The organism is Myroides sp. LJL116 (assembly GCF_054871685.1).
Window position 1 is genome coordinate 186,958 of record NZ_JBTXLR010000001.1, and the last position, 25,907, is coordinate 212,864.

Here is a 25,907-nt window from a genome sequence, read left to right on the forward strand (position 1 = left end):
AAATTACCAATTATTTTACTCCGTGCATTAATTTCTTAAGTACAGGATTTAATGCAATTACTAAAATACCTGCAACTATTGGTACTATTGTAAAGATTAAGAAGAAAGTGGAAAGTGAATACTGTTGTGTAATTACTTCAATTTGCCCTCCTAATTTAGCTGCTAAGTTATTTCCAATTGCGATGGCAAGATACCACATTCCGAACATTAGTGCAATCATTCGTGCAGGAACTAATTTAGAAACATAAGATAAACCAACTGGTGAAGAGAATAATTCTCCTAGAGTATGCATTAAGTAAGCAAATACTAACCACAGCATAGAAACTCTTGTATCCTCAGTAATACCATGAGATCCATAAGCTAATATACCAAATCCTAAAGCCATAATAATTAGCCCTAAACCGTATTTAACAGCAGCAGGCGGATTGTATTTAGAGTCCCATAATTTAGAAACTAAAGAAGCAAATGCGATGATAAAGAACGAGTTCAAAATAGAGAACCATGAAGCAGTTATTTCTACTTGATTGTCTTTTGTACTTACGATAGTACCTTGAACAATTTCTGGTACTTTATCATACTTAGCATAGTCTTGTGTTAGTTTATGGTGCTGAGAATTATCAATGATATGGTATTTACCTAATTCTTCATACATAATAACAGGTGCTCCCTTTTCTAATAATTGTTCATTAGCAACTATTGCATGATGAGTAACAACTGTTTCTCCTGTTGTAGCGACATAGTTTTCACTAACTGGTTGGTAGTGATAAATTAGGTCTCCGTGCTCACTTTTTTGGTGCTCACCTGATTTGTCCATCACTGGTGATTGGATTGCTCTATAAGATATTTCATAAGTATGAGATGACCAGTCACGGTTAAGCATCCATATAGCAGCTGCCCAAACTCCGATAAAAGTAATAGCAAGAATTACATTGGATAAAAGTGCTTTTTTATAAGTTTGTTTAGCTAATAAAATAAGTACGTAGCTTACTATTAACAACGGTACAATAGTCAATAAAAGATTAAAGATATTGAAGGTTGTAGCTAAATTACCAGATAAAATTCTTTGGGTATTATCTCTGGCAAAAATTACTAAAGAAGTTGCTCCTTGCTCAAAACTCATCCAGAAGAAAATAGTAAAGAATGCAAAAATAATTACAGCAATCATTCTATCTCTGACTATTTTAGTATAACGAACGATTCTCGAAATAATTAAATATAAGAAAATTACAAGGCCAAAGGCAATTCCTACTGTCTTACCATCAATACCTAAGATAGTATCTGGGAATAATCCGAAACCACCAATAACCCTAAAAGGATCATCAAAGGCATATAAGAACCCTATTATGGTAGTTAATACAATTAAGATGTAATCTGTTGTAGTAAAAGGATTCGGTTTCTCTACCTCTTTTTCAGGTTGAGTACCACCTTGTGTAGTTTGTATTTGTTCTTGTTGTTGCTCTTCTTCTTGTTTTTGTTTACTTGGAATATCTCCAATATTTCCAAAAATTGGTTTTGCTAACCAGAATTGTAATGTTCCTAGTAACATGAAAATACCAGCTAAACCAAATCCATAATGCCAACCAATCTTTTCTCCTAAATATCCACAAAGCATCATTCCAAAGAAAGCACCTGTGTTTACCCCCATGTAGAAAATAGTATAAGCTCCATCTTTCTTTTCTGGGAAAGACTTGTACATTTCCGAAAGGATAGAAGTCATATTGGGTTTAAAGAAACCTGTTCCAGCAACTAGTAGAGCTAGACCTAAATACATGTAAAAAGGTGACTCTAAAGTCATAGAAGCATGACCTAAGGTCATTAATAAGGAACCGATTAAAACGGCCCATCTATAACCTATATATTTATCGGCAATTATACCACCAAAAATAGGAGTAATATATAGTAGCATTGCATAGGTTGCAAAAATAGAACCTGCATCTACGGTAGACATTTCCCATCCAGGGTTAAGTCCAATAACTGACATTGTTAAGAATTGAATCAAAAGTACTCTCATTCCGTAAAAGGAGAACCTTTCCCACATTTCTGTGAAAAACAATACAAACAGCCCTGAAGGGTGTCCTAGTACTTTTGTGTCAAAAAAATTTGGATTTGCTCCGATGCTTTTTTCCATGTTAATAAGTGTAAGTATTTGAAAACAAAAGGTGAATTACTTCACCTCTTGCATTAATTTTTTAATAAATGGGGAAAGCGCAATTAGGATCACTCCTGCTATTACTGCATATAACCCTAACTCTTTGTATCCATTTGTAAATGCAATTAAAGCATCATAATTGGGATCTCCTCCAGTTGATTCTACTGCATTTTTACTCATTGCAGCTCCTAAAAGCCCTGCAACATATTGACCATATGCACTAGCTAAAAACCACATTCCCATCATCATTCCTTGTAGATTAGCCGTGGATAATTTTGTCATAATAGACAGTCCAATTGGCGATAAACAAAGCTCTCCTAGAGTAATGATTAATAAGGCTAGTGTAAAGAAATCTAAAGAAGTTATTCCCTGTAGAGTTGCAAAGAATTTTGTTGCAAATAAAGCATAGTACCCAGCTCCTAAAAGTAAGAATCCAAGACCAAATTTTATAATTGTATTTGGCTCAATTCCTTTTTTATGTAAGTAAATCCATAATAGACCTAATACAGGCGCTATGAAAATAATAAAGAATGCTCCACCTGAATTATTTACTCCGTTTGGATCTAAGTGCATACCTAAAAGATTAGCATCTAGGTTTTTTGAAGCGAAGATACTAAGTGACCCTCCTGCTTGCTCGTAGATACCAAAAAACAAAATAGAGAAAACAATAAAGATTAATGCAGCAATAATTTTCTTTCTTTCACTTGGCGTTAGCTTTGTCATTTCATAGAATAAGTAAAGTAGAGCTAAAGGACCTACTATTATCATGAAATAATTGGTGTACTCGGTATTGTCAATCATTAAAACTACCAATGGAATCATTGCAAATGTAGCTATGTAAGTAGCTATTTCTTTCCATAAAGGCATTTTAGTTTCTTTACCATCTTTATCGATTTGCATAGGTTGTAAACCAATAGGACCTAATGATTTTTTAGTTAAAACAAAGTTTATTAAACTAATAATCATTACCAATGCTGCTAAACCAAAGGCAACATTCCAAGTTTTATCGGATGGAATATAAGTTTCAAATAAGTGCCCTTTTCCAATAGCGATACATACATATCCACCAATTAGTGCACCTAGGTTAATCCCTGCATAAAACAAAGAGAAACCAGCATCTGTACGACCATCTCCTTTTTTATATAGCTTACCTACCATTGTAGAAATATTTGGCTTAAAGAAACCTGTTCCAATTACTGTAAAGGCTATTCCAGTAAAGAAAAAAGTTTTCGGATCATAAGCTAAAATTAAGCTACCAACAATCATAAGTAGACCTCCCCAGAATAGAGATTTTCTAAAACCTAAAATTTTGTCTGCGAAAATACCTCCTAAGAAGGTAAACGCGTAAACAAATGCTTGGGTGGAACCATACTGTAAATTGGCTTGCTCTTCTGCAAAATCCAATTGGTAAATCATAAAGAATACCAACATACCTCTCATACCATAGAAGCAAAAACGCTCCCACATTTCTGAGAAGAATAAACTCCAAATTTGCTTTGGATACTTTCCAGAGAAATTTTGGATTTGTTCTAATGTTTGTGTTTGACTCATTTAAAAGGGTAGTTATTACAAGCAAGGGGTTTGATTAACGAACCCCATGCATTAGTTTTTTTAATAATGGATTTAATAATATAACTAAAACTCCAGCTAAAGCAGGTATTAAAGTGAATAAGAAAAAGAAGTGACTCAAAGAGTAAGACTCTTTAATTACCTCGATTTGACTTCCTAGAATAGCTGCAAATTTCTGTGCAATTGCTAAAGCTAGGTACCACATACCAAACATAAAGGCTAACATTTTTGCTGGAACAAGTTTTGAAACATATGAAAGTCCAACTGGTGAAATAAATAATTCCCCTAATGTATGGAATAGATATGTTAAAACTAAAAATATCATCGACATTTTTACGCCAGGACCCATTCCATGAGATCCTAGGCCTAAAATTAAAAATCCAATGGCTACTAAAATAAGTCCGAAACCATATTTAAAAGCTGCAGGTGGATTGTATTTAGAATCCCATAGTTTAGAAACTGTTGAAGCTAAAGATATAATAAAGAAAGAGTTCAAGATAGAAAACCAAGAAACTGTAATTTGAGAAGTCTCTCTAGAAAACTCATTGTTTAACATCCAAATTGCCAATAACCAAATACCTATAAAACAAATGAAAAGGATCACGTTAGATAAGGCTATTTTTTTCCAAGTGGCTTTGGCAAGTAGGAATAAAACCCAAGAAATAATTAAAAGTGGAATAATAGTCAAGGCTGTATTTACCACATTAAAAATTATTAAGGAATTTCCTTGAAGATCTCTATCAACATAATCTCTAGCTACAAGAACTAAAGAAGTAGCACCTTGTTCAAAACTCATAAAGAAGAACATTACAAAGAATGCCAGTATAATTACGGCAAACATGCGGTCTCTAATAATAGAGCCATATCGTAAAATTCTAGAAACTACTAAGTATATAAATGCTACTAAGGCTAAAATACCAACTATATTTTGTCCTCTTAAAAATGGGGTGTCTAAAGCTTTAAATATATCGATTACTCCATTTTTAGATAAAGGGTCGTTAAAAGCATATAATAATCCAATAATAGAAACAAATGCTATCAAGATATAATCTTTCGCTGTATAAGGGTTTTTCGTTTCTTCTATTTCCTTTAACTCCTGTGGTGTTGGTTTAGTTTGGGTTTGTGTGTTTTCTAATACACCTACATTTCCAAACAAAGGTTTAGCTAACCAGAATTGAATAGTACCTAAAAGCATAAAAATTCCTGCTAGTGTGAAACCATAATGCCAACCTTGGGTTTCTGCAATGTATCCACAAAGCATCATTCCAAAGAAAGCACCAGAGTTTACTCCCATGTAAAAAATGGTATAAGCAGAATCCTTTTTCTCTGGTAAATATCTATACATTTCTCCTAGCATGGAAGGCATGTTTGGCTTAAAAAAACCAGTTCCTAGTACTAGACAGGCTAGTCCAATGAAGAACATAAATTTAGCATCGAAAGCCATAGCACCATGGCCTATAGTCATAATAATTGCTCCTACTATTACAGCCCATCTTGAACCAATGTATTTGTCAGCAATGATACCTCCAAAAATAGGAGTAAGGTATAAAAGCATTGCATAAGTACCATATAAGGCACCTGCTTGTTCTGCGCTCCATCCCCAACCGGAGAAAGGATCATTGTCAAATAATACTTTTGCTGTTAAAAATTGAATTAATAAGACGCGCATTCCATAGAAGGAAAATCGCTCCCACATTTCTGTGAAGAATAATACGAAAAGACCTGCAGGATGGCCTAATACTTTTGATTCAAAAAGACTTGCATTGGTAGAAGTTTCTACTGCCATTTTTTAATTAGTTTGTTTTGGGTTATGTAATGTAATTGTTTTGGAGAACAAGGGGGGGGATTATAAATTATTGACAACGAAATCTGTCATCTTGTTGTATAATTGTAATCTTGTTTTACCTCCATAGATTCCGTGGTCTTTGTCTGGGTAGATTAACCAGTCGAAATCTTTACCTTCTTGCACTAAAGCCTCAATCATGGACATTGCATTTTGAACGTGAACATTATCATCTGCCGAACCGTGAATTAAAAGGTATCTACCTTTTAAGTTTTCCGCATATGTAACAGGTGAGTTCATATCATATCCTGATGGATTCTCTTGTGGAGTTTTCATATATCTTTCTGTGTAGATAGTGTCATAATATCTCCAGTTAGTTACTGGGGCAACAGCAATAGCTAATTTAAACACATCTGGTGATTGAAGTAAACAGTTAGAAGACATAAAACCTCCATAACTCCAACCCCAAATACCAATTCTACTTGCATCTACATAAGGAAGGTTTCCTAAGTGAATTGCAGCATTTGTTTGATCTTCTACTTCGTATTTACCTAATTCATTTTGAGTAACTTTTTTGAAGTCAGCCCCTCTATAACCTGTACCTCTTGGGTCAACAGTAACTACAATATAACCTTTTTGGGTAAGCATTGCATGCCAGTAATCATTAGAGTCATACCATTTATTTGCAACGTTTTGTGAACCAGGTCCACTATATTGATACATAAATACAGGGTATTGTTTTGTAGGGTCAAAATCAGCAGGTTTAAACATCCAAGCATTTAATGTTACTCCGTCAGTAGTAGGAATTTCAATGAATTCTTTCACAGGTAAATTATAGGCTTGTAGCTTTTGTTCTAGCTCTTCATTATTTAGAATCTCTTTTACAACTTTAGCTGTTTTACTTTGTTTAAGTGTGTATTTTGGTGCTGAAGTAGTAGAAGAATGTATGTTGATAAATAAATCATATGCAGGACTGAAAATAGCAGAGTTAGTACCTTTTTCAGACGACAGTTGTTTTTTGTTTTTACCATCTAATCCAATAGAGTAAATATCTCTATAAATAGGCCCATTTTCAACAGATTGGTAGTATACTTTTTTATTCTTCATATCTACTCCATAGTAGTTGGATACTTCCCAATCTCCTTGAGTAATTTGATTGATTAACTTACCGTCTTTATTATAGTAGTAAAGGTGATTGTAGCCATCTCTTTCACTTAACCATACAAAATCATTATTGTCTTGGAAAGTGATTGTTTGTATATCTACATATGCTGGATCTGTTTCATTTAGAATTAAGTTTTTCTCTAAAGTGTTTCCATCAATGAAAAATACCTTCAAATCATTTTGATGTCTGTTTATGATTTGTGCACTTAGATATTGGTTGTCATTTGTCCATTTTATGCGAGGAATATAGAAGTCATTAAACTCACTTAAATCTACTGTTTTAGTGTCTTTATCTTTTAGGTCATAAATATGTAAAGAAACGATAGAGTTTTGCTCTCCTGCTTTTGGATATTTGAATTTTTGTTGTGTTGGGTATAATCCTTTTCCATAGATGTCCATTGAATACTCAGGAACTTGAGATTCATCGAATTTCACATAGGCAATTTTGTCGGAATCTTTGCTCCAGTCGAACATTCTTACTATTCCAAACTCTTCTTCATATACCCAATCTGAAATACCATTAATGATATGATTAGACTGACCATCTGTAGTTATTTGAGTGGTTTTTTGATCTAAGATATCGTAGATATAAAGATTGTTTTTATAAGCATAAGCGATTTTATTTCCATCTTTAGAAAAAGTTGGTTGTAAAATTTGGTGGTCTGCTATTTTTGTGAAAGAGTTATCCTTTGGATTAAATAGGTAATAATCTGCTAAGGTAGAGTGTCTGTAAATTGAAGTGGGGTTAGTTCCAATTAAGATTTGTTGCTCTTTGTCATCAAAAATATAAGAAGCAATAGAGCTAATTTGTTGATGATCTTGGGTAGAGAACAACGTTTTAACTTTTTCTAGTGTTTTGAAACTATATAAGTTGATTTCTTGGTTGTCTTTACCATTACGTTCAAGACGAGTGTAGTTATTCGAGTTTTTCATCGAATTAACAGATTGCATTGCTTTTGAACTAAAAGTTCCATTCCACAATTCTTCTTGTTGGATTTTCTTCTGTGCAAAAGCTATTTGGGTCAAAATAATGCACAATAATAAGGTTAGGTTAGCGTATTTCATGGTTGTCATAATTGAAAAATCTGTCAATTTTAAACAAAAAATATGATTTAGCCCAATTTATTTTTGGTATTAACTAGTAAAAGGATAAAAAGATAGCTATAAGAAGCAATAGTTGCATATAAATGGGACATTAAGTGGTAATTGTGCTTAGATAAGAATTTTTATCTCACTTAGAATAAGTTATATTTGTGCTTTAAAAATAGAAATTTATGCAAAGTAATATTAACGGTTTTTCTAAACTTGATAAGCTTGAGAAAATCAATTGGATAGCTAAGACTTATTTTCAAGATTCTAGTGAAGTAGAAAAAACAATACAAAAATATTGGAATACTGATAAAGATTTACAGAAACTCCATGATGAATTCATTGAAAATACTATTACTAATTTCTATTTGCCTTTTGGTGTTGCACCAAACTTTTTAATCAATGGGAAGTACCATACTATACCAATGGTTATTGAAGAAAGCTCTGTAGTTGCAGCAGCATCTAAAGCAGCTAAATACTGGAGTAAAAGAGGTGGCTTTAAAGCGGAAGTTTTAGGGACCAAAAAAATAGGACAAGTCCACTTTATTTTTCAAGGAGAAAAAGAAGCTTTAGAGAAGTTTGTAGAGAGTATCCAAGAGGATTTTTATAAAGATACCCTTGCTATTACACAAAATATGCAAAAGCGTGGGGGTGGAATTCTATCCATAGAATTGAGAGACAAAACCCATGATATGCCTAATTACTATCAGCTTCATGTAAGTTTTGAAACTAAAGATAGTATGGGAGCTAACTTTATCAACTCTTGTTTAGAGCAAATTGCTTCTACTTTAAAGCAAAAAGCCCTAGAATATAGTGGATTTACATCAAGTCAACAAGACATAGAGGTGATTATGAGTATTTTGTCTAATTACGTTCCAGAGTGCGTGGTTAGAGCAAGTGTGAGTTGTAAAATAGAAGAATTGCGCTCTAGTGATATAGAAGATCCTTATATGTTTGCTGAAAAATTCATTCAAGCTATTCGCATTGCAGAAGTTGAACCATATAGAGCAGTTACTCATAATAAAGGAGTAATGAATGGTGTGGACGCGGTTGTTTTAGCTACTGGAAATGATTTTAGAGCTATTGAGGCAGGAGTGCACGCTTATGCTAGTAAAGATGGACGCTATAGTGGATTATCTCATGCTAGTATTCAAGGTGATGAATTTACTTTTTGGATTGATTTACCTTTAGCAGTTGGAACAGTAGGGGGGCTTACTTCTTTACATCCAATGGTGAAGGTTGCCTTGCAAATGCTAGAGAATCCTAATGCACAGGAATTAATGCAAATTATGGCAGTAGCAGGGTTGGCTCAAAACTTTGCGGCTGTGAAATCTTTGACTACAACAGGTATTCAGAAAGGACATATGAAAATGCACCTTAATAATATTCTAAATCAATTTGGTGCAGATAAATACGAAAAGAAATGTGTATTAGAACATTTCGAAAATAAAGTAGTTACGCACAGTGCTGTTGTTGACTTTTTAGAAAATTTACGTTCGTAAAACTATGCAGAAGTTCTATAGTAATGCAAAAGTATTATTAACAGGAGAGTATCTTGTTTTAGATGGGGTTAGATCTTTAGCTTTGCCTTGTAAGAGTGGACAAACTATGGAGGTTAATCCTATAGAACAACCAATCATAAAGTGGAGTAGTTTTGATAGCGATGCTTCGCTTTGGATGCAAGAAAGTATTGAAGTTTGCGATATTTTAAATAATACCCCAAAAAATGCACAAAGTGGATTCTATACTGCTTTGTTTGAGGTGTTACAAGTAGCTCATACTTTAAATAAGGATGTATTAAATAGCCAGAGCGGATTTGAAGTTAAATGCTTTTTAAGCTTCCCTCGTTTATGGGGATTAGGAACTTCTTCCACTTGGATTAACAATGTAGCCCTTTGGTTTAAAGTAAATCCTTATTTACTTTTAGAAAAATCTTTTAAAGGTAGTGGGTATGATATTGCTTGTGCCAACGCACAAGGTCCTGTTTTTTTTACAAGAAAAGGACACAACCCTGTAATAGAATCTGTTTCTCTTGCTTCAAGTTTGACAAAAGATTTATACTTTGTGTATCTTAATCAAAAACAATGTAGTAAAGAAGGTATTGCTCATTATAGAGAAGTTCTCAAAGAGAATAAGTTTTTATTTGAAAGCAGTGCTAAAGAGGTAGAGCATATAGGACAGACAATTAGTAAATGTAAGGTAGTAGAGGAGTTTATTTCACTTATAGCTACTCATGAGAAAATTATTTCTCAATTAACTAATCAAAGCTGTGTGCAAGAAACTTTGTTTTCTGATTTTAGTGGACAAATAAAGAGCTTAGGCGCTTGGGGAGGAGACTTTGTTTTAGTAGCAAGTAAAAACGATCCTAGTTCTTATTTTATAGAAAAGGGGTATACTACCGTTATACCTTATCAAGATTTTATTTTAGAATAGAAATAAAACTATATAAATGTAAAAAGCGCTTTCCAAAAAAGGGAAGCGCTTTTTATTTTATCTCACTGGTCTTAAAGTATTGCTGAAAGTTACTTTAAAAGGTGTTTTTTTATTTGCGTTGTTTTTCATGATGTAGATAAACTTAAACTTTTTAGCAAGTGAGTTCTCTATGACAACCTCGCCGTTAGTATAGTTATCCTTTACAATGAAGTCTTTGGTGTTGTCTACTCGAATAGATTTTGCTATTCCTGTAGATAAATCACTCATTGTCATGGCGTTAAAAAAGGATTTGTCCTTATTTTTAATGCTTATATTCTCTCCTTTATATCCTTGAGTTAATATAACAACGGAATACATATCCTCTGTGGCACGCATGCCCGCTAAATAGTTGTTCTTTGTTGGTTCTGAAACAGAACGAAAATCGTCTCTAATTTGAGCGAATTCAGGCAAATCGAAAACTTCCAATTCCTCCTCTTCATCTTGTTTTTTGTCTTTTTCTTTTAAAACCTCCTTATTTACCGAATAATCCTTTTTATTGGAAATGTGTTTAGCGGATTTACACATTGTAAATAACGCTAGTAAAGCTAAAAAGGGTAATTTTTTCATATTCTTATAATTAACAATGATACGTATGCGATCGTAAGTAAGTATCTTTGTGGTGGTAAAGATAATTTTTTAGCCCTATAAAAAAAAAATATAGTGTCTAAAAAATTAAAACTAAAAAGGAAATGAATTACGACGTTATAATAATTGGTGGTGGAGCTGCCGGATTTTTCACTGCTATCAATATAGCTCAGTCTAATGCTGATTTGAAAATTGCTATTTTAGAGAGAGGTAAAGAATTTTTAACTAAAGTGAAAATAAGTGGAGGTGGTAGATGTAATGTAACCCATGGATGTTTTGATCCTAAGGAATTAACTCAATTTTATCCTAGAGGAGAAAAGGAGTTGTTAGGGCCATTTCATCAATTTTGTAGTGGAGATACTATTGCTTGGTTTAGTGATCATGGAGTAGAGTTAAAAATGGAAGAGGATGGAAGAATGTTCCCTACTACGGATAGCTCCCAAACTATCATTGATTGTTTTTTACGTTTAGCAAAGAAATATAAAATTGATTTAATTTCTAGTTGTAGTGTTTCAAGCCTATATCAAAAACAGGATACTTGGCGATTAGATACTATTAAAGGTACTTTTGAATGTGCTAAGTTAGTTATGACTACAGGAAGTAACCCAAAAATGTGGGGTTTATTACAGGAGCTAGGGCACACTATTATAGACCCAGTACCTTCTTTATTCACTTTTAATATCAAGGATAAACGCATTAAGGATTTAATGGGGATAGCCCAATATGCTAATGTACAAGTAAAGTCTACCAAGTTAGAAGCACAGGGACCAGTTTTAATTACGCACTGGGGAATGAGTGGACCTGGGATTTTACGTTTATCGGCTTGGGGGGCTAGAATATTGGAAAAGAAAAATTACCAATTTTCCATTTTAGTAAACTGGCAAGTGGATCATGATCAAGATTCCATGTTTGAGCAGTTACAGGCTTTAAAAAAAGAACATGCTAGAAAAAATGTTGTAAAGCGTTGTTTTTTAGAAATGACCAATAGGTTATGGGAGAGCTTAGTTATCGCTAGTGGGATTGATTCTAGTTTAACTTGGGCTGATTTGAATAATAAGCAATTACATTCTTTAGCTAAAGAGCTAACAAATGGGGAATATGCTGTTAATGGGAAAAGTACTTTTAAAGAGGAGTTTGTAACAGCAGGGGGAGTAGATTTAAAGCAAGTTAACTTTAAAACAATGCAAAGTAAAGTTTTGGATAACATGTACTTTGCTGGAGAGATTATTAATATAGATGCTATCACTGGTGGTTTTAATTTCCAAAATGCATGGACAACAGGTTTTATTGCAGCTAGAGATATTGTCGCTAAATTGGATGTAACAAATGAGTAAATTTAGTTATTATAATTCCACAAGTAGGATATTATTATTGCTTTTAGCTATAGGGCCATTTTTTAGTATGTCTGTTTACTTACTAGTTTTTGGTAATACTTTAGCCAAAGTTCTAGGAGTAGTATTGTTTTTTCTCTTTCTTGTATTTGGCTATAAATCTCTCTGTATGAAAGTTATTCTGGACCAGGAAGGGGTGCATTATAAAAGCTTGTTTAAGAAGCAAACAATTCTTTGGGAGCAATTATATGATGTATTAATTGTAGTTAGACAAAGGCGAAATATGCCGGACTATTACAATTATCAAGAGTGGATACAAAGTGGAAATTCTAGTAACGGTAGCTTTTTGTTATTTAGAAGAAACCAAAGTTTTCCGGAAAATCCAATGTTTATGTTTAGTCTGCCTGTAACCCATAATTACATCAGTGTACAGTATAGAGATAAAATAAATGATTTACTACAGGAGTATTATAAGCCTGGGGGTAAAAAGGAAATAGAGGATGTGAAAAAGTAAATTAAACCATGGGGCTTTTCCTATTTGCTTATTTAATTATAATTGAACAGATTCCGGTAGAGATTATCTTCTTTAACTAGGGCTGTTTCAGTCAAAAGACCCCTTGAGATTTGATTGTTATAAAAAGGTAGTATTTTTGTATAAAGTAGAAAAAAAATTGACATGACTATAGATGAATTTATTTTTAATAAACCAGTAGATTATACTCAAAATAGAAAAGGAAAGTTTTCTTGGAACTCTCCTAGTAACATAGCCCTTGTAAAGTACTGGGGTAAAAAGGAAGATCAAATTCCAGCTAACCCTTCTTTGAGTTTTACCTTGAACAACTGTAAAACTACAACTGAATTAGCCTATACTTCCAAAGAAGAAAAGGCGATTAGTTTTGAATTGTTTTTTCACGGTGAATTAAAACCATCTTTTAATGAGAAAGTAGGTAAGTTTTTTGAGCGAATAGTAAAGTATTGTCCTTATATAGAGTATTTTAATTTTAGTATTCATACTGAAAACACCTTCCCGCATTCTTCAGGTATTGCTTCTTCTGCTTCAGCTATGGCGGCTTTAGCGGTTAACATAATGAGTTTAGAGAAAGTACTTAATCCTGCAATGGAGCAAGATTATTTTAATAAGAAAGCTTCTTTTTTAGCTCGTTTGGGGTCTGGAAGTGCTTGCCGTAGTATACATGGAGAAGTTGTGGTATGGGGACAGCAAAAAGATATTGAAGGAAGTAGTGATTTATATGGAGTGGAGTTTCCATATGAGATACATCCTGTGTTCAAAAATTATTGTGATGTAGTTCTATTGGTAGATAAAGGACAAAAGCAAGTTTCTAGTACGGTAGGACATGAGTTAATGCATGAGCATCCATTTGCACAAAGACGCTTTGAACAAGCCCATGAGAATTTAAGTAAGTTAAAGGATATATTAATTCAAGGTGATTTACCTGCATTTATGGCACTAGTGGAGAGTGAGGCCCTTACTTTACACGCTATGATGATGACCTCTATGCCTTACTTTATTTTATTCAAGCCTAATACTCTTGAGATTATTGAAAAAATTTGGGCTTTTAGAGAACAAACAGGTGTTCCAGTTTGCTTTACTTTAGATGCAGGTGCAAACGTTCATTTATTATTTCCAGAACAAACTGAGCAACAGGTAATGAAGTGTGTAGAAGAACAATTAGCACCGTTTTGTGAAAAAGGTCAATTTATTGCAGATAAAATGGGCTTAGGTTCAACAGAAAATAAATAATTTTTAGTATCTTTATACTATAAAGTATGTAATTATAAATATTAATATCATGAGAAGAACGTTGTTTATTTTTACCTTGTTTTGCATGAGTTTATTTACTCAAGTAAAAGGTTATGCACAAGAATTAGCTCCTGATCAAAATCCGAATTACAGAAGTAGTATGTACCATTATTTAGCTATAGCGGATTCTATTACTCAAACTGAAGGAACAACTCTTCAAGATACTTATAAGGCCTACGATTGGTATGAAGCTAAGCAAGAAAAGAAGTTATTAAGAAAGCAGTGGCGTCATGAAGAACGCATGGAGAGAGCTAAGTATTCTAGAAATTACTATAACGGTTATTCAGGAGGTTATTACGGTAACTATTATAATCGTTGGAATAATGGGTGGAATTGGGCTCCTAGGATAGGATTTAGAACTGGAAATTGGTGGTTCTCTACCTAATATAGAATAGTACAATACATAAAACTAATATAAAAGAAATTATGCAAATAAAACGTATCGCATTAGCAACAGTTTTTGCTCTAAGCGCCTTAGCGATTACTTCTTGTGGTCGTCAAGTAACTCGTGTAAGTACAGATGAAACAATTGACATCAGTGGTCGTTGGAATAATTCGGATTCTAGAGAAGTTGCACAGCAAATGACTAGACAAGTCTTAGAAGGTCCTTGGATAGGAGATTTTCAAGAGCAGCATAATGGTAAGAAGCCTGTTGTAATTGTTGGTATGGTATACAATAAAAGTCATGAGCATATCGATGCAGAAACATTTGTAAAAGATGTGGAACAAGCCTTTATTCAAAGCCAACGTGTGCGTTTAGTACAAGGAGGACAAAAAAGAGAGGAGCTTCGTGCAGAAAGAGCCGATCAACAAACTAATTCTTCTGTTTCTACAATGAAGAAGTTTGGATTAGAAAATGGTGCGGACTTTATGCTACAAGGATCTATAAACTCTATTGTAGATTCTCATAAGAAAAAGAAAGTAGTATACTACCAAGTAAATCTTGAATTAACTAATATCCAAACAGGAGAAGTAGTTTGGATTGGGGATAAGAAAATTGCCAAGTACGTTAAAAATTAAATTAGCTAAAAATGGTGTTTAACCACTTATTTTCTATACTAAAAAGAACATCAGTATTTTTTTTACTGGTGTTCTTCTTATTTGGGTGTGCCTCATATAATCAAAGGATTACAGAATATTATAATTATGTAAGCTCAGGTGATCTAGAGGGAGCAAAAAAGTCATTAGAGAAGAATAAGCTTTTAAAAAAGCCTAGGAACCAGTTATTATATGACATGGAGATGGGTAGACTTATGCATTTAAGAGGCGAATACGCCTTGAGTAATGAGTATTTAAATAAAGCAGATTTACTAATTGAAGATGGTTTAAGCTCAGGCTCAGATGTAGTGGTAGGATTAGTATTGAACTCTATGTCCCAAAACTATAAGGGAGAAGAGTTTGAAATCTTTATGCTACATTATTATAAAGCTTTAAATTATATGTATTTGGGACAAATCCAAGAAGCTGTTGTGGAAGCTAGAAGAATTAGCTTGCAAAACTATGCCCAAGGAGATAAGTATAAAGATAAATTAAACCGATACTCTAAAGATGCCTTTTCTTTGATATTACAAGGATTGATTTACGAATATGATCGCAATTACAATGATGCTTTTATATCCTATCGCAATGCAGTGGAAGTGTATACTTCTGCTGAAAATGGTACCTATTACGGGGTTAAAATGCCTAAAGATCTGCAGATAGATGTAATGAGAATGGCCTATCTAGTTGGTTTTACTGGTGAATTAAAACAATTTGAGCAAGACTTTAAAATCAATTATACTTACTCACCTCCTAGTCAGGGAGGAGATTTGGTTATTTTCTGGGAAAATGGTTTAGCTCCTATAAAACAACAAGAAGATGTTATGTTTGCCTTAGTAAAAGGGCAAAGTGGGGGATTGTTTTTCACGAATGCTTTAGGAATCATGATTCCCATAGATTTAGGAATAGCAGGTGGAACCTCTTTAAATAATGTACATAGTTTAAATATTGCCTATCCTAAGTATTTGTCTATAGTTAAGCCTTATATTAGGGCCGTTGCTAGTGTGAATAATAAGGGTAGATATGATTTTGAATTAATTCAAGATGTAGACAATCTTGCTGTTGCTACATTAAGAGAAAGATCTACAAGAGAACTCAGTAAGATTTTAACGCGTATGGCAGTTAAGAAATCTGCCGAATATACTTTAAAAGCTGCTGCTAAGAATAATGGTAGTAATGGAGATAGTAATCCCTTATTAGAAGGACTTGGCTTTGGTGTACAACTTTATAATTTGCTCTCAGAGAAAGCCGATACTAGAAACTGGCAAACCTTACCTAGTCAAATTAATTATGTACGTGTAGGTTTAGAAGAAGGAGAAAATACCATTAAAGTTGAGCTACAACCTAATAGCGGTGGTAAATCTCATTATGAATTTAAAATGCAAGGAAATGGAAATCTTCAATTTTATAACTTTGCTACAATGAAATAAAACAATGGATAAAAATAAAAATTGCACACATTGCTTAGAGCCAATACAATGTAAAGTAGAGGATATTGGCAATTGTGATTGTTCAAAGGTAGATGTAAGTGGTGATCTTAGGGTTTTTTTAGCAAATAGCTATCATAAATGCCTTTGTGTGAGTTGTTTGGAGAAATTCCAAAAAATGCTAGAGTATTCTAAGGAGAATATATTTCCAAGTCGAAGAAGCCAGATGATAGAAGGAGTACATTACTATATAGAAGGAGGGTATTTTGTTTTTACCGAACAGTATCATTTATCCAAAGGACAATGTTGTCAAAATGGATGTAGACACTGTGTTTATGGCTTCAAAAACAGATATTTATAAATTATTGACTAAATTTACTCTCGGGTGAAAATATAATATGTATTTTTGTCTGGTAAATTACTTTTGTGTTATGAAAGGACCTTTGTTTTATTCGAAAATTCTTCTTTTTGGAGAATATGGAATCATTAAAGATTCTAAGGGTTTATCGATACCCTACAATTTTTATAATGGAGCTCTTAAGATTGAGCAGAATTTAGATCAGGTTGCCTCTAAATCTAATCAAAGTTTAAACAGTTTTGCTTTATACTTAGAGGATTTACAGTTAGCACAACCTGACTTAGTACAATTTGATTTACAAAATTTATTCAAGGACATTGAAAATGGACTTTATTTTGACTCAAGTATTCCTCAAGGATATGGAGTAGGAAGCAGTGGTGCTTTAGTTGCTGCTATTTACGATAAGTATGCACAAAATAAAATTACTGTTTTAGAAAACTTAACTAGAGATAAATTAATTGTTCTAAAGAACATATTTAGTAATATGGAGGCTTTCTTCCATGGGACTAGCTCTGGTTTAGATCCTTTGAATAGCTATTTAAGTCTTCCGATTTTAATTAATTCTAAAGATAATATTGAACCTACAGGAATTCCTTCTCAACAAGTAGATGGGAAAGGAGCTGTATTTTTAATTGATAGTGGTATAGTAGGAGAGACTGCTCCAATGATTACTATTTTCATGGAAAAATTAAAAGACCACGGTTTTAGACAAGTTTTAAAAGAACAGTTTGTTAAACATACGGATGCTTGCGTAGAGAACTTCTTGAAAGGAGATATTAAATCTTTATTTTCTAACACAAAAGAACTTTCAAGAGTAGTTTTCAATCACTTCCAACCAATGATTCCAGAACAATTTCACAAAATTTGGAAACAAGGAATTGAATCTAATGATTACTACTTAAAGCTATGTGGTTCAGGTGGTGGAGGATATATCTTAGGATTCACTCCGGATTACGAGAAAGCAAAAGAATCTTTGAAAGATTATAAACTAGAGTTAGTTTATCAGTTCTAAAAATATAAGCGTATAATAAAAATAGTATAATCTTTAATTGTGAGTTAATCCCAAGCTAGCATGGAAATATTACCTAGGAAATACAAAATACTCTTAGCGAAAGTTTTCAGTTTGTTTTCTGTAGTTAGAGGTTATAATATTTTTATTATTGTTTTAGCCCAATATTTGGGGTCAGTATTTATCCTAGCTAATGAGAAAAGAGCGTGGGATGTAATTTTTGACTGGCGTCTATTTTTGATTATTTTTTCTAGTTCGTTAGCTATTGCTGGTGGTTACATTATCAATAATTTTTACGATGCAGAAAAAGATCAGATAAACCGTCCAATTAAATCTAAGTTGGATCGTTATGTAAGTCAAAGTACCAAATTGAGGGTTTACTTTACATTAAATTTTATAAGTGTAGCTTTAGTGCTACCAGTTTCTTGGCATGTAAGTTTATTCTATGCTGTATATATTTTTCTTTTATGGTTTTACTCCCATAAATTAAAGAAATACCCAGTAATAGGGAATTTAATGGCTTCATTGTTAGCTATTCTGCCCTTCTTTAGTATTCTGATGTATTTCCAAAACTCTTATCCCCAGATTTATTATAATGCTTTTTTTCTTTATTTGATTATCTTAATCAGAGAGCTTATTAAAGACATGGAGAATGTTCCAGGAGATTTTGCTAATAACTATCAGACTATTGCAGTGAGATTTGGAGAAAAAACAGCCAAGAAAGTAATTACCTTCCTAGTTTTTTTAACGCTTGTTCCAATTTATTTGTTGTTAAAAGATGATAGTATGGGATATATGGGCTATTATTTTTACCTATGTATCGCAGTTTTGTTTATTTTTTTATTTAGATTGTGGAAATCAAGTACTTATAAGCAGTACCATCGACTACATATCAGTTTAAAACTATTGATTTTATTAGGAGTTTTCTCTATTGTATTGATAAAACCTTCTGTAATTGTAAGTGGAACTACAATTTTAAGGGAAGATATTCAATTAAGAAATGGGAAAAGTTAAAAGTATATTTAATAAAGACTTTGTTTAACTATCTTTGCAAAAATAATTTATTATGAATAACGGTAAGTCAAATTCAAAAAATAACAAATCTTCTTTTGGTAGAAGTAAGAAAAATGATGCTAGAAAGCCATTTAAGAAGTCTACTGTAAATAAGAATAAAGATACAGGAGCAGGTTTCTTAGCAAGCTCTAATCAGCCATTTGACGCTAAGCCTAAAGTAAAAGCTACTAATAGTTTAAAGGAATCTTCGGATATACGTTTAAATAAATATATAAGTAATTCTGGAGTATGTTCTCGTCGTGAAGCAGATGTTTATATTGTTTCTGGGAACGTTAAGGTAAATGGCGTTGTAGTAACAGAAATGGGGTATAGAGTTAAGCCAGGTGACGTTGTAAACTTCGACGGATCTTTAATTACACCAGAGAAAAAAGTGTACGTTTTATTAAACAAACCAAAAGGTTTCTCTACTATTAACGAAGAGGGTATTTCTCAAGAAAATGTACTTTCATTAATTAAATCAGCAAGTAAGTCTTATTTATCTCCAGTAGGTAGAATGGATAAAAGTACTTTGGGATTAATGCTATTTACTAATGATAGCGATTTATTGCAAATGCTAAACTCTCCTAATCAACGCTCTTCTAAAGTGTATCAAATTTCTTTAGATAGAAATCTGAAATACGAGGATTTAGAGAAAGTGAAGAAAGGCCTTTACATTGATGAAAAACGTGTTTTCGTGGAAGATATCGCTTATGTGGAAGATCAACCAAAAACAGAGATAGGAATTAAGCTTAAAGCTTCTAACGTGAAGTTAGTACGTGCTTTGTTCGAAAGTTTAGATTATAATGTTCTAAAAGTAGACCGAGTAATGTATGGACAAATTACTAAATGGAATTTACCAAGAGGTAAATGGCGTTTTTTAACGGAGGAAGAAGTTCGTAGCTTAAAGAAAGGATAATTTAACAAGTGATTATAAAAAAAGCTCAACAGTTGTAATTGTTGAGCTTTTTTGGCTTTAGTACTATCGGTTTGTTGTTTATTGTGCTAGGTAAGAAGGTAATTCCATTGGAATTTCCATAAGTAATAGCTCGCTATTTGACTGAGCTATAATTTCAATTTTGTCTTCATTGCTTATACCAATTGCATCTCTTGTTTGCAACGTAGTATCGCCAATTTTAACTTCACCACTTAAGACCATAAGAAAAATTCCGTTTTCTTTATCTTTCTTTTGGTAATCTAAAGTAACGTCTTTATCTAAATCGGCTAAAGAAAACCATGCATTTTGATGAATGTATGTACCCTCTCCATAAGATTTAGGGGATATAATTGTATCCCATTTATTAGACCTGTTTTCTTTGTTTAAAGTAATTTGATCATAACGAGGTGTTACATGTAAAGTATCTGGGAACACCCAAATTTGTAAAAAGTGAACCTCATCTGTTTTACTTGGGTTAAATTCACTGTGTTGAACTCCTGTTCCAGCGCTCATTACTTGAATATCTCCTGTTTTTATTTCAGAGCTATTTCCCATAGAGTCTTTATGGGCTAAACTTCCTTTCAAGGGAATAGAAATGATTTCCATATCTTGATGTGGATGTGAACCAAATCCCATATCTGGAGCCACGATATCATCGTTTAATACTCTTAATACACCAAAGTGCATACGTTGGAAATTTTGGTAATTGGCAAAGCTAAAAGTATGGTTAGAGTTTAACCAACCATGATTTGCTTTACCTCTTGAGTCTGCTTTATAAATTATACTATTTTCCATTTTCCTTATTTTTAATACAAAGGTAGTAGGAAATTCACCTAGAAGCACTTAACCTAAATTAAGTAAAATAGTTTATTTTGGATTTTTTAGAAGATTTCTTTTCATTTTACTAAAAAATTCTGGAGTAACTCCAAGATAAGATGCAATTTGCTTTTGTGCTAGACAGTTTTTGATAGTCGGATATCGCTTATTAAAACGCTCATATCTTTCCTGTGCCGACAGGCTTAAATTATCTATTATTCTTTGAGAATTTGCAATTAAAGATCTTTCCAGTAATATTCTAAAATAGCGTTCCATTTTTGGTACATTCTCAAACAAAGCAGTTTGGTTTTCTCTGGTTAAAATAAGTACTTCAGATTGTTCTAATACCTCAATATAAGAGGAACTCACACTTTGGGATAAAAAGCTATACATGTCAGCCATCCACCACCCCGAACTAGAAAAGCTTAAAGTATGTTCGTTACCTTGTTGATCCACGTAGTAGTTTCTTAAAATTCCAGATAAAACAAAATAGGTAGAACTAATTTGCTTTTCTGCCTCTACAAGTCTTGTTTTACTAGGATAGGATTCTTTAATAAAGTAACTGAGAACTTGTTGTTGTTCTTGTTCACTTAAATTGATATGAAGGGCAATGTTTTTTAAAAGTAAATCCATAGTTGCATAATTTTGTGAGATATTAGGTATATCTATAGTCAAATATACACATTGTAGTTTGTTTGTGTAGGGAATTGTTTTAAAAAACAAAAGGAGATACCTTTTTAAAAAGATATCTCCCTTGTATTATATAGGTATAAGCTTGATTAGATAGTCAATGCTTTTTTAATTCTAGCAAAAGCTTCTATTAATTGGTCCTCACTAGTTGCATAAGAAAAACGAATACAATCTGGGTTACCAAAAGCTGCACCTGTTACACAAGCAACGTGGGCTTTTTCTAATAAGTAAAGAGCTAAATCATCTGCATTGTTAATCAATGTACCTTGAAGAGTTTTTCCAAAAAAGGAAGATACATCAGGGAATACATAAAATGCTCCTTCTGGTACATTTATTTTAATTCCAGGAATTTCTCTTAAAAGTCCAACTACTAAATCTCTTCTTTTTTTGAAAGCATCAACCATTTGATGTAATACACTTGGATCAGCTTCTAAAGCAGTGATAGTAGCACGTTGAGCAATACTATTAGCTGCAGAGGTAACTTGTCCTTGTATTTTAGTACAAGCCTTGGCAATAAACTCAGGTGCTCCAATATAACCGATTCTATAACCTGTCATAGCAAAGGCCTTAGCGATTCCATTAACCGTAATAGTTCTATCAATTAAATTATTAATAGCTCCAATACTTGCAGTTTTACCACTAAAGTTGATGTGCTCATAGATTTCATCCGAAAGGATAAATACATTTGGATGCTTCTCTAATACTTTAGCTAAATTTTGGTATTCTTCTAAGCTGTAAACTGAACCACTTGGATTACATGGAGAACAAAACCAAACCATCTTAGTTTTGTCTGTAATGGCATTCTCTAATTGCTCAGGAGTGATTTTAAAGTCGCTCTCAATACTTGTAGGTACCTCAATTGGTATTCCACCACATAGTTTAACAATCTCTGCATAACTCACCCAGTATGGAGCAGGAATAACGATTTCATCTCCAGGATTAATCATTACTTGAGCAACATTATATAAGGATTGTTTAGCACCTGTAGAAACTACGATTTGGCTAGGGGAATAGTTTAAATTATTATCTCTTTTAAACTTTTCACTAATAGCTTGTCTTAATTCTAAATATCCATCTACTGGAGGATACTTACTATAGTTATCTTCGATGGCTTGAATAGCCGCTTTTTTAATAAAATCAGGTGTATTAAAATCAGGTTCTCCTAGACTTAGACTTATCACATCAACACCTTGTTGTTTTAATTCTCTTGCTAAAGCTGCCATAGCTAAAGTTTGAGAAGTTGCTAAGCCTTTAATTCTATCGGATAAAAATTCGCTACTCATAATTTGAAATAATTTTTTTTTGAGGGATATCAACCAAAGGTACTTATTCTAGTTTTATAATTGAAGTTTTCAAGAGGTTTTTACCAATAAAAAAGCTTATTTTTGTCAAAATTTAAGACATGGAAGAAATTTTAAAATATTTCCCAAACCTTACTGAACTACAAATCGAGCAATTCACTAAGTTAGAAGAAGTATATACGGATTGGAATGCAAAAATAAATGTTATTTCAAGAAAAGATATTCATCAATTATATACCAAGCACGTGCTTCATTCTTTAGGTATAGCTAAGATTATGGAGTTTAAAGACGGGGCGTCTATTTTAGATGTTGGTACAGGAGGTGGATTTCCTGGAATCCCATTAGCTATTTTATACCCTGAGGTAAACTTTTATTTAATTGATATTATTGCTAAGAAAATTAGAGTTGTCAATGAGGTAGTAAAGGAATTAGGACTTAAAAATGTTCGCGCAGAGCAAAAAAGAGCAGAAACTCTAGAGGAGAGTTTTGATTTTATTGTAAGTAGAGCAGTAACAAATATGCCTGATTTTGTTAGTTGGATTAGACATAAAACAAAGAAGGAAAACCATCATGAATTTGAAAATGGAATACTTTACTTAAAGGGAGGGGACTTAACGGAAGAATTAGCTGGTTTCCCAAAAGCAGTGCAATTTGATTTAAGCAATGTTTTTGATGACGAATTTTTCGAAACAAAAAAAGTAGTTTACTTACCATTAAAGTATAAATCAAATAAAATATAATTAAAATGCCGCATTAAAAAATGCGGCATTTTTTTTGGTTATTTCTTTATTTCCTTTACAAATAATAAACAAGTATTTGTTGGGCGTTGCAGTACGTGATTGGCTACACTACCTAAAAATATTTCTTTTATACTTGAGTAGCCTTTGACACCTAAGATTAAAAGATCGGCGTGTTTATCGCTAGCGTATTGCATAAGTGCTGCTGGAACATTTTGATCTTTAGCTCCAACTACATCTATTTTGGTGTAATTGGAATAGGTCTTATTCCATTTTTGTTGTTTTTCTAAAATATCCTGTTTACTGGCCTTCTCGAATTGATTATCTGTAATCATGGCATAGAACCCCCAAGAGAATTTCGAAATATGAACAGCCGTATGCTCGATTAAAAGATTCTTATCATTGTTTTTAAAGCGATCTGCCCAATTCATGATAATAGGTGTGTACTTGGAGAAGTCGATAGCATCAATTACTGTTGCTATCGTTTTATTAAAGGTTTCAGGAACAAGTAAAGTTGCTAAAGGCAAAATACGTATTAGTTTTTGTGCTAAAGCTCCATTACCACTTAAGTGCTGTTTGTTACCAAGTATTAGCATATCATATAGCTTTTTCTTGCTAAGTTCTATAAATGCTAATTCAGAGTAGGTATGTAACCCAATTTCTACACTAAAAGTATAATCGATTTTGGTTTGAGCTACTTGTTGCTCTATATTTTGTTGAATTCTTTCCTTGATCAGTGAGATACTTTCTTGGGTAAGAAAGTCTTTGGAAAGTTCCGTGATTTTAATGTTATGTACAAAAGTGATGTGTTGGATGTTAAGTACTGAGTCAAGTACTTCTAGGTACTCAATCAAGTACTTATCCATAAAAGATAGGTCTAAACCTACTAGTATATCTAATGCTTTATTCTTATTCATTTTCTGTAGTTTTAGGTTGAGCTAATAAATCGGAGATTACCTGTTGATAGGATTTTTCTTCTATGGACATTTGTTGCTTTTGCTTTTTCTTTAATTCTTCCTGTAAACCTTTATAAAGGCTGAAACACAGAATTATTAATATAACAGCAAAGGGTAGTCCAGTGATTATTACAGCAGTTTGTAAGGCATCTAAACCTCCACCCCATAATAAAACAATGGCAATTAATCCTTGAGCAAAAGACCAGAAAACACGCTGCCATACAGGCGATTTTCCTTCACTATTAGAGGTAATATTATCTATTACTAAGGAACCTGAATCGGAAGAGGTAATAAAGAATGAAAATACTAATATAATAGCAACTATAGATAAGAACTCAGAATAAGGAAAATGTTCCAAAAAGGAGAATAGGGCAGTGGATATATCTGTAGTAACAGCCGTTACAATAGTAGTATCTCCATTTAGAATCATTTCTAAGGCACTAGAGCCAAAGATATTCATCCAAAGCAGAGTAATTAGTCCTGGAACGATTAAAACCCCTAAGATAAACTCTTTTATGGTTCTACCTTTTGATATACGTGCAATAAAGCTACCAACAAAAGGAGACCAAGCAATCCACCATGCCCAATAAAATATTGTCCATGCGTTTTGCCAACCACTAGAACCATAGGTGTCATTCCAAGTACTTATGTCTATAAAATTAGCCAAATAAGAACCAGTGTTTTGTACGTAGCCTTTTAATATAAATAAAGTAGGGCCTAATATAAAAATTGTTAGCATAAAGGCACTTGCTAAATACATATTGGCATTACTTAGTAATTTAACTCCTTTATCTAATCCAGAGAATACCGATATACTTGCTACACCAATAACAAGTAGAATGATACCAGCCTGTACCATAGGAGAGATTTCCCATCCATAAAGATAGGTTAGTCCTGCACTAACTTGGGTTACTCCAAGACCTAGTGAAGTGGATAAACCAAAGACAGTTGCTAAAGTGGATAAAATATCAATGGTATGTCCCCACCAGCCATGGATTCTTTCTCCCCAAAATGGATAAAATAGGGAACGGAAAGTCATAGGCAGTTTTCTGTTAAAAGAGAAAAAAGCCAATGCTAAACCTACCATAGCATAGATTGCCCAAGCATGTAACCCCCAGTGTAAAGAAGTGAATTCCATTGCTTGAATAGCCGAATCTATATCGGAAGAAGTGGGTCTTGGTGGATTTATGTAATGCGATACAGGCTCTGCTATACTATAGAACATAATTCCAATTCCCATACCTGTGCTAAATAACATTGCAAACCAGGATGTCTTGGTGAATTCTGGTTCTGCATTATCTCCACCTAAACGGATGCTACCGAATTTACTAAAGGCGAAATAGAGTGCAAAAATCAAAATGATATTAACGGTAATAATAAAGAACCAACTAAAGTTAGTGGTTACTAGGTATTGTGCTTGAGCAAACCATGGACCTATTTTTGTTGGAAATAGTAAGCAGGCACTAATAAGGCTAATAATTAATAAAATCGAAGTGAAAAACACTGGTGGATTAATTACTAGCTGTTTGTTTTGAATTAATTTTTTATACATGTTCTAGATTATTTTAAAATGAATCCAGTACTAAAAAATTATTAAGGATAAAAATAGCAAAAGCTAATTAGG

The 25,907-nt window shown here is 32.9% G+C and carries 23 protein-coding genes; 13 read left to right on the top strand and 10 right to left on the bottom strand.

Annotated elements, in window-relative coordinates; translation table 11 throughout:
* Positions 1-10: 10 nt before the first annotated feature.
* The 4 genes from ACYSNM_RS00910 to ACYSNM_RS00925 are packed head-to-tail and all read right to left on the bottom strand — an operon-like array spanning position 11 to position 7,730.
* Positions 11-2,128 carry a peptide MFS transporter gene (locus ACYSNM_RS00910; protein WP_461755237.1) on the bottom strand — a complete coding sequence of 706 codons (2,118 nt, stop codon included), beginning with the start codon at positions 2,126-2,128 and terminating at the stop codon, positions 11-13.
* A gap of 36 nt (positions 2,129-2,164) precedes the next feature.
* Positions 2,165-3,700 (bottom strand): peptide MFS transporter, encoded by a 1,536-nt coding sequence (locus ACYSNM_RS00915; protein WP_461755238.1) that lies wholly within the window; start codon positions 3,698-3,700, stop codon positions 2,165-2,167.
* Between the two features lie 34 nt (positions 3,701-3,734).
* A complete protein-coding gene (locus tag ACYSNM_RS00920; RefSeq protein WP_461755239.1) occupies positions 3,735-5,504 on the bottom strand; it encodes a peptide MFS transporter in 1,770 nt (589 codons plus the stop codon).
* Between the two features lie 60 nt (positions 5,505-5,564).
* On the bottom strand, positions 5,565-7,730 hold the full coding sequence (locus tag ACYSNM_RS00925; protein ID WP_461755430.1) for a S9 family peptidase: 2,166 nt from the start codon (positions 7,728-7,730) through the stop codon (positions 5,565-5,567).
* 209 nt (positions 7,731-7,939) lie between these two features.
* Between ACYSNM_RS00925 and ACYSNM_RS00930 the strand changes: the two genes are divergently transcribed.
* The gene (locus ACYSNM_RS00930; RefSeq protein WP_461755240.1) at positions 7,940-9,256 is read left to right on the top strand and encodes a hydroxymethylglutaryl-CoA reductase, degradative; all 1,317 of its coding nucleotides are present in this window, start codon (positions 7,940-7,942) and stop codon (positions 9,254-9,256) included.
* 4 nt (positions 9,257-9,260) lie between these two features.
* On the top strand, positions 9,261-10,187 hold the full coding sequence (locus tag ACYSNM_RS00935; protein ID WP_461755241.1) for a GYDIA family GHMP kinase: 927 nt from the start codon (positions 9,261-9,263) through the stop codon (positions 10,185-10,187).
* Between the two features lie 57 nt (positions 10,188-10,244).
* On the opposite strand, the gene ACYSNM_RS00940 is transcribed toward ACYSNM_RS00935, so the two are convergent.
* A complete protein-coding gene (locus tag ACYSNM_RS00940) occupies positions 10,245-10,793 on the bottom strand; it encodes a hypothetical protein (RefSeq protein WP_461755242.1) in 549 nt (182 codons plus the stop codon).
* Positions 10,794-10,915: 122 nt separating this feature from the next.
* Between ACYSNM_RS00940 and ACYSNM_RS00945 the strand changes: the two genes are divergently transcribed.
* From ACYSNM_RS00945 to ACYSNM_RS00990, 10 genes are all read left to right on the top strand, one after another.
* A complete protein-coding gene (locus ACYSNM_RS00945; protein WP_461755243.1) occupies positions 10,916-12,145 on the top strand; it encodes a BaiN/RdsA family NAD(P)/FAD-dependent oxidoreductase in 1,230 nt (409 codons plus the stop codon).
* 166 nt (positions 12,146-12,311) lie between these two features.
* On the top strand, positions 12,312-12,656 hold the full coding sequence (locus ACYSNM_RS00950; protein ID WP_461755244.1) for a hypothetical protein: 345 nt from the start codon (positions 12,312-12,314) through the stop codon (positions 12,654-12,656).
* A gap of 162 nt (positions 12,657-12,818) precedes the next feature.
* Positions 12,819-13,904, top strand: a complete 1,086-nt coding sequence (gene mvaD, locus ACYSNM_RS00955) for a diphosphomevalonate decarboxylase (protein ID WP_461755245.1) — start codon at positions 12,819-12,821, stop codon at positions 13,902-13,904.
* A gap of 49 nt (positions 13,905-13,953) precedes the next feature.
* Positions 13,954-14,349: a hypothetical protein gene (locus ACYSNM_RS00960; RefSeq protein ID WP_461755246.1), complete on the top strand. Its 396-nt coding sequence runs from the start codon at positions 13,954-13,956 to the stop codon at positions 14,347-14,349.
* Between the two features lie 41 nt (positions 14,350-14,390).
* Complete coding sequence (locus tag ACYSNM_RS00965) at positions 14,391-14,984, top strand: penicillin-binding protein activator LpoB (RefSeq protein WP_461755247.1); 594 nt, start codon at positions 14,391-14,393, stop codon at positions 14,982-14,984.
* An 11-nt stretch (positions 14,985-14,995) separates the two neighbouring features.
* Positions 14,996-16,432 carry a COG3014 family protein gene (locus ACYSNM_RS00970; RefSeq protein ID WP_461755248.1) on the top strand — a complete coding sequence of 479 codons (1,437 nt, stop codon included), beginning with the start codon at positions 14,996-14,998 and terminating at the stop codon, positions 16,430-16,432.
* Positions 16,433-16,436: 4 nt separating this feature from the next.
* Positions 16,437-16,790, top strand: coding sequence for a cysteine-rich CWC family protein (locus ACYSNM_RS00975; RefSeq protein ID WP_461755249.1), 354 nt, complete (start codon positions 16,437-16,439; stop codon positions 16,788-16,790).
* 70 nt (positions 16,791-16,860) lie between these two features.
* A complete protein-coding gene (locus ACYSNM_RS00980; protein ID WP_461755250.1) occupies positions 16,861-17,799 on the top strand; it encodes a mevalonate kinase family protein in 939 nt (312 codons plus the stop codon).
* Between the two features lie 66 nt (positions 17,800-17,865).
* Positions 17,866-18,810 (top strand): geranylgeranylglycerol-phosphate geranylgeranyltransferase, encoded by a 945-nt coding sequence (locus ACYSNM_RS00985; RefSeq protein WP_461755431.1) that lies wholly within the window; start codon positions 17,866-17,868, stop codon positions 18,808-18,810.
* Between the two features lie 52 nt (positions 18,811-18,862).
* Positions 18,863-19,765: a pseudouridine synthase gene (locus ACYSNM_RS00990; RefSeq protein ID WP_461755251.1), complete on the top strand. Its 903-nt coding sequence runs from the start codon at positions 18,863-18,865 to the stop codon at positions 19,763-19,765.
* Positions 19,766-19,843: 78 nt separating this feature from the next.
* Here ACYSNM_RS00990 and ACYSNM_RS00995 read toward each other — a convergent pair whose 3' ends face one another.
* The 3 genes from ACYSNM_RS00995 to ACYSNM_RS01005 all read right to left on the bottom strand — a co-directional run bounded on the left by ACYSNM_RS00995 (position 19,844) and on the right by ACYSNM_RS01005 (position 22,572).
* A complete protein-coding gene (locus tag ACYSNM_RS00995) occupies positions 19,844-20,578 on the bottom strand; it encodes a pirin family protein (protein ID WP_461755252.1) in 735 nt (244 codons plus the stop codon).
* Between the two features lie 72 nt (positions 20,579-20,650).
* Positions 20,651-21,232 carry a Crp/Fnr family transcriptional regulator gene (locus ACYSNM_RS01000; RefSeq protein WP_461755253.1) on the bottom strand — a complete coding sequence of 194 codons (582 nt, stop codon included), beginning with the start codon at positions 21,230-21,232 and terminating at the stop codon, positions 20,651-20,653.
* Between the two features lie 146 nt (positions 21,233-21,378).
* Complete coding sequence (locus tag ACYSNM_RS01005; RefSeq protein ID WP_461755254.1) at positions 21,379-22,572, bottom strand: pyridoxal phosphate-dependent aminotransferase; 1,194 nt, start codon at positions 22,570-22,572, stop codon at positions 21,379-21,381.
* A gap of 119 nt (positions 22,573-22,691) precedes the next feature.
* Between ACYSNM_RS01005 and rsmG the strand changes: the two genes are divergently transcribed.
* Positions 22,692-23,330, top strand: coding sequence for a 16S rRNA (guanine(527)-N(7))-methyltransferase RsmG (rsmG, locus tag ACYSNM_RS01010; RefSeq protein ID WP_461755255.1), 639 nt, complete (start codon positions 22,692-22,694; stop codon positions 23,328-23,330).
* Between the two features lie 38 nt (positions 23,331-23,368).
* Here rsmG and ACYSNM_RS01015 read toward each other — a convergent pair whose 3' ends face one another.
* The gene (locus ACYSNM_RS01015) at positions 23,369-24,244 is read right to left on the bottom strand and encodes a universal stress protein (RefSeq protein WP_461755256.1); all 876 of its coding nucleotides are present in this window, start codon (positions 24,242-24,244) and stop codon (positions 23,369-23,371) included.
* Entirely contained in the window at positions 24,237-25,835 is a 1,599-nt protein-coding gene (locus ACYSNM_RS01020; protein WP_461755257.1) for a BCCT family transporter, read from the bottom strand. Before ACYSNM_RS01020 ends, ACYSNM_RS01015 begins: the two co-directional genes overlap by 8 nt.
* Between the last annotated feature and the right edge of the window lie 72 nt (positions 25,836-25,907).

What these genes read in the sequence shown, in the direction of transcription:
- ACYSNM_RS00910 (WP_461755237.1), bottom strand. Translation starts at nt 2,128, where the DNA reads ATGGAAAAAAGCATCGGAGCAAATCCAAATTTTTTTGACACAAAAGTA.
- ACYSNM_RS00915 (WP_461755238.1), bottom strand. Translation starts at nt 3,700, where the DNA reads ATGAGTCAAACACAAACATTAGAACAAATCCAAAATTTCTCTGGAAAG.
- ACYSNM_RS00920 (WP_461755239.1), bottom strand. Translation starts at nt 5,504, where the DNA reads ATGGCAGTAGAAACTTCTACCAATGCAAGTCTTTTTGAATCAAAAGTA.
- ACYSNM_RS00925 (WP_461755430.1), bottom strand. Translation starts at nt 7,730, where the DNA reads ATGAAATACGCTAACCTAACCTTATTATTGTGCATTATTTTGACCCAA.
- ACYSNM_RS00930 (WP_461755240.1), top strand. Translation starts at nt 7,940, where the DNA reads ATGCAAAGTAATATTAACGGTTTTTCTAAACTTGATAAGCTTGAGAAA.
- ACYSNM_RS00935 (WP_461755241.1), top strand. Translation starts at nt 9,261, where the DNA reads ATGCAGAAGTTCTATAGTAATGCAAAAGTATTATTAACAGGAGAGTAT.
- ACYSNM_RS00940 (WP_461755242.1), bottom strand. Translation starts at nt 10,793, where the DNA reads ATGAAAAAATTACCCTTTTTAGCTTTACTAGCGTTATTTACAATGTGT.
- ACYSNM_RS00945 (WP_461755243.1), top strand. Translation starts at nt 10,916, where the DNA reads ATGAATTACGACGTTATAATAATTGGTGGTGGAGCTGCCGGATTTTTC.
- ACYSNM_RS00950 (WP_461755244.1), top strand. Translation starts at nt 12,312, where the DNA reads ATGAAAGTTATTCTGGACCAGGAAGGGGTGCATTATAAAAGCTTGTTT.
- mvaD (WP_461755245.1), top strand. Translation starts at nt 12,819, where the DNA reads ATGACTATAGATGAATTTATTTTTAATAAACCAGTAGATTATACTCAA.
- ACYSNM_RS00960 (WP_461755246.1), top strand. Translation starts at nt 13,954, where the DNA reads ATGAGAAGAACGTTGTTTATTTTTACCTTGTTTTGCATGAGTTTATTT.
- ACYSNM_RS00965 (WP_461755247.1), top strand. Translation starts at nt 14,391, where the DNA reads ATGCAAATAAAACGTATCGCATTAGCAACAGTTTTTGCTCTAAGCGCC.
- ACYSNM_RS00970 (WP_461755248.1), top strand. Translation starts at nt 14,996, where the DNA reads ATGGTGTTTAACCACTTATTTTCTATACTAAAAAGAACATCAGTATTT.
- ACYSNM_RS00975 (WP_461755249.1), top strand. Translation starts at nt 16,437, where the DNA reads ATGGATAAAAATAAAAATTGCACACATTGCTTAGAGCCAATACAATGT.
- ACYSNM_RS00980 (WP_461755250.1), top strand. Translation starts at nt 16,861, where the DNA reads ATGAAAGGACCTTTGTTTTATTCGAAAATTCTTCTTTTTGGAGAATAT.
- ACYSNM_RS00990 (WP_461755251.1), top strand. Translation starts at nt 18,863, where the DNA reads ATGAATAACGGTAAGTCAAATTCAAAAAATAACAAATCTTCTTTTGGT.
- ACYSNM_RS00995 (WP_461755252.1), bottom strand. Translation starts at nt 20,578, where the DNA reads ATGGAAAATAGTATAATTTATAAAGCAGACTCAAGAGGTAAAGCAAAT.
- ACYSNM_RS01000 (WP_461755253.1), bottom strand. Translation starts at nt 21,232, where the DNA reads ATGGATTTACTTTTAAAAAACATTGCCCTTCATATCAATTTAAGTGAA.
- ACYSNM_RS01005 (WP_461755254.1), bottom strand. Translation starts at nt 22,572, where the DNA reads ATGAGTAGCGAATTTTTATCCGATAGAATTAAAGGCTTAGCAACTTCT.
- rsmG (WP_461755255.1), top strand. Translation starts at nt 22,692, where the DNA reads ATGGAAGAAATTTTAAAATATTTCCCAAACCTTACTGAACTACAAATC.
- ACYSNM_RS01015 (WP_461755256.1), bottom strand. Translation starts at nt 24,244, where the DNA reads ATGAATAAGAATAAAGCATTAGATATACTAGTAGGTTTAGACCTATCT.
- ACYSNM_RS01020 (WP_461755257.1), bottom strand. Translation starts at nt 25,835, where the DNA reads ATGTATAAAAAATTAATTCAAAACAAACAGCTAGTAATTAATCCACCA.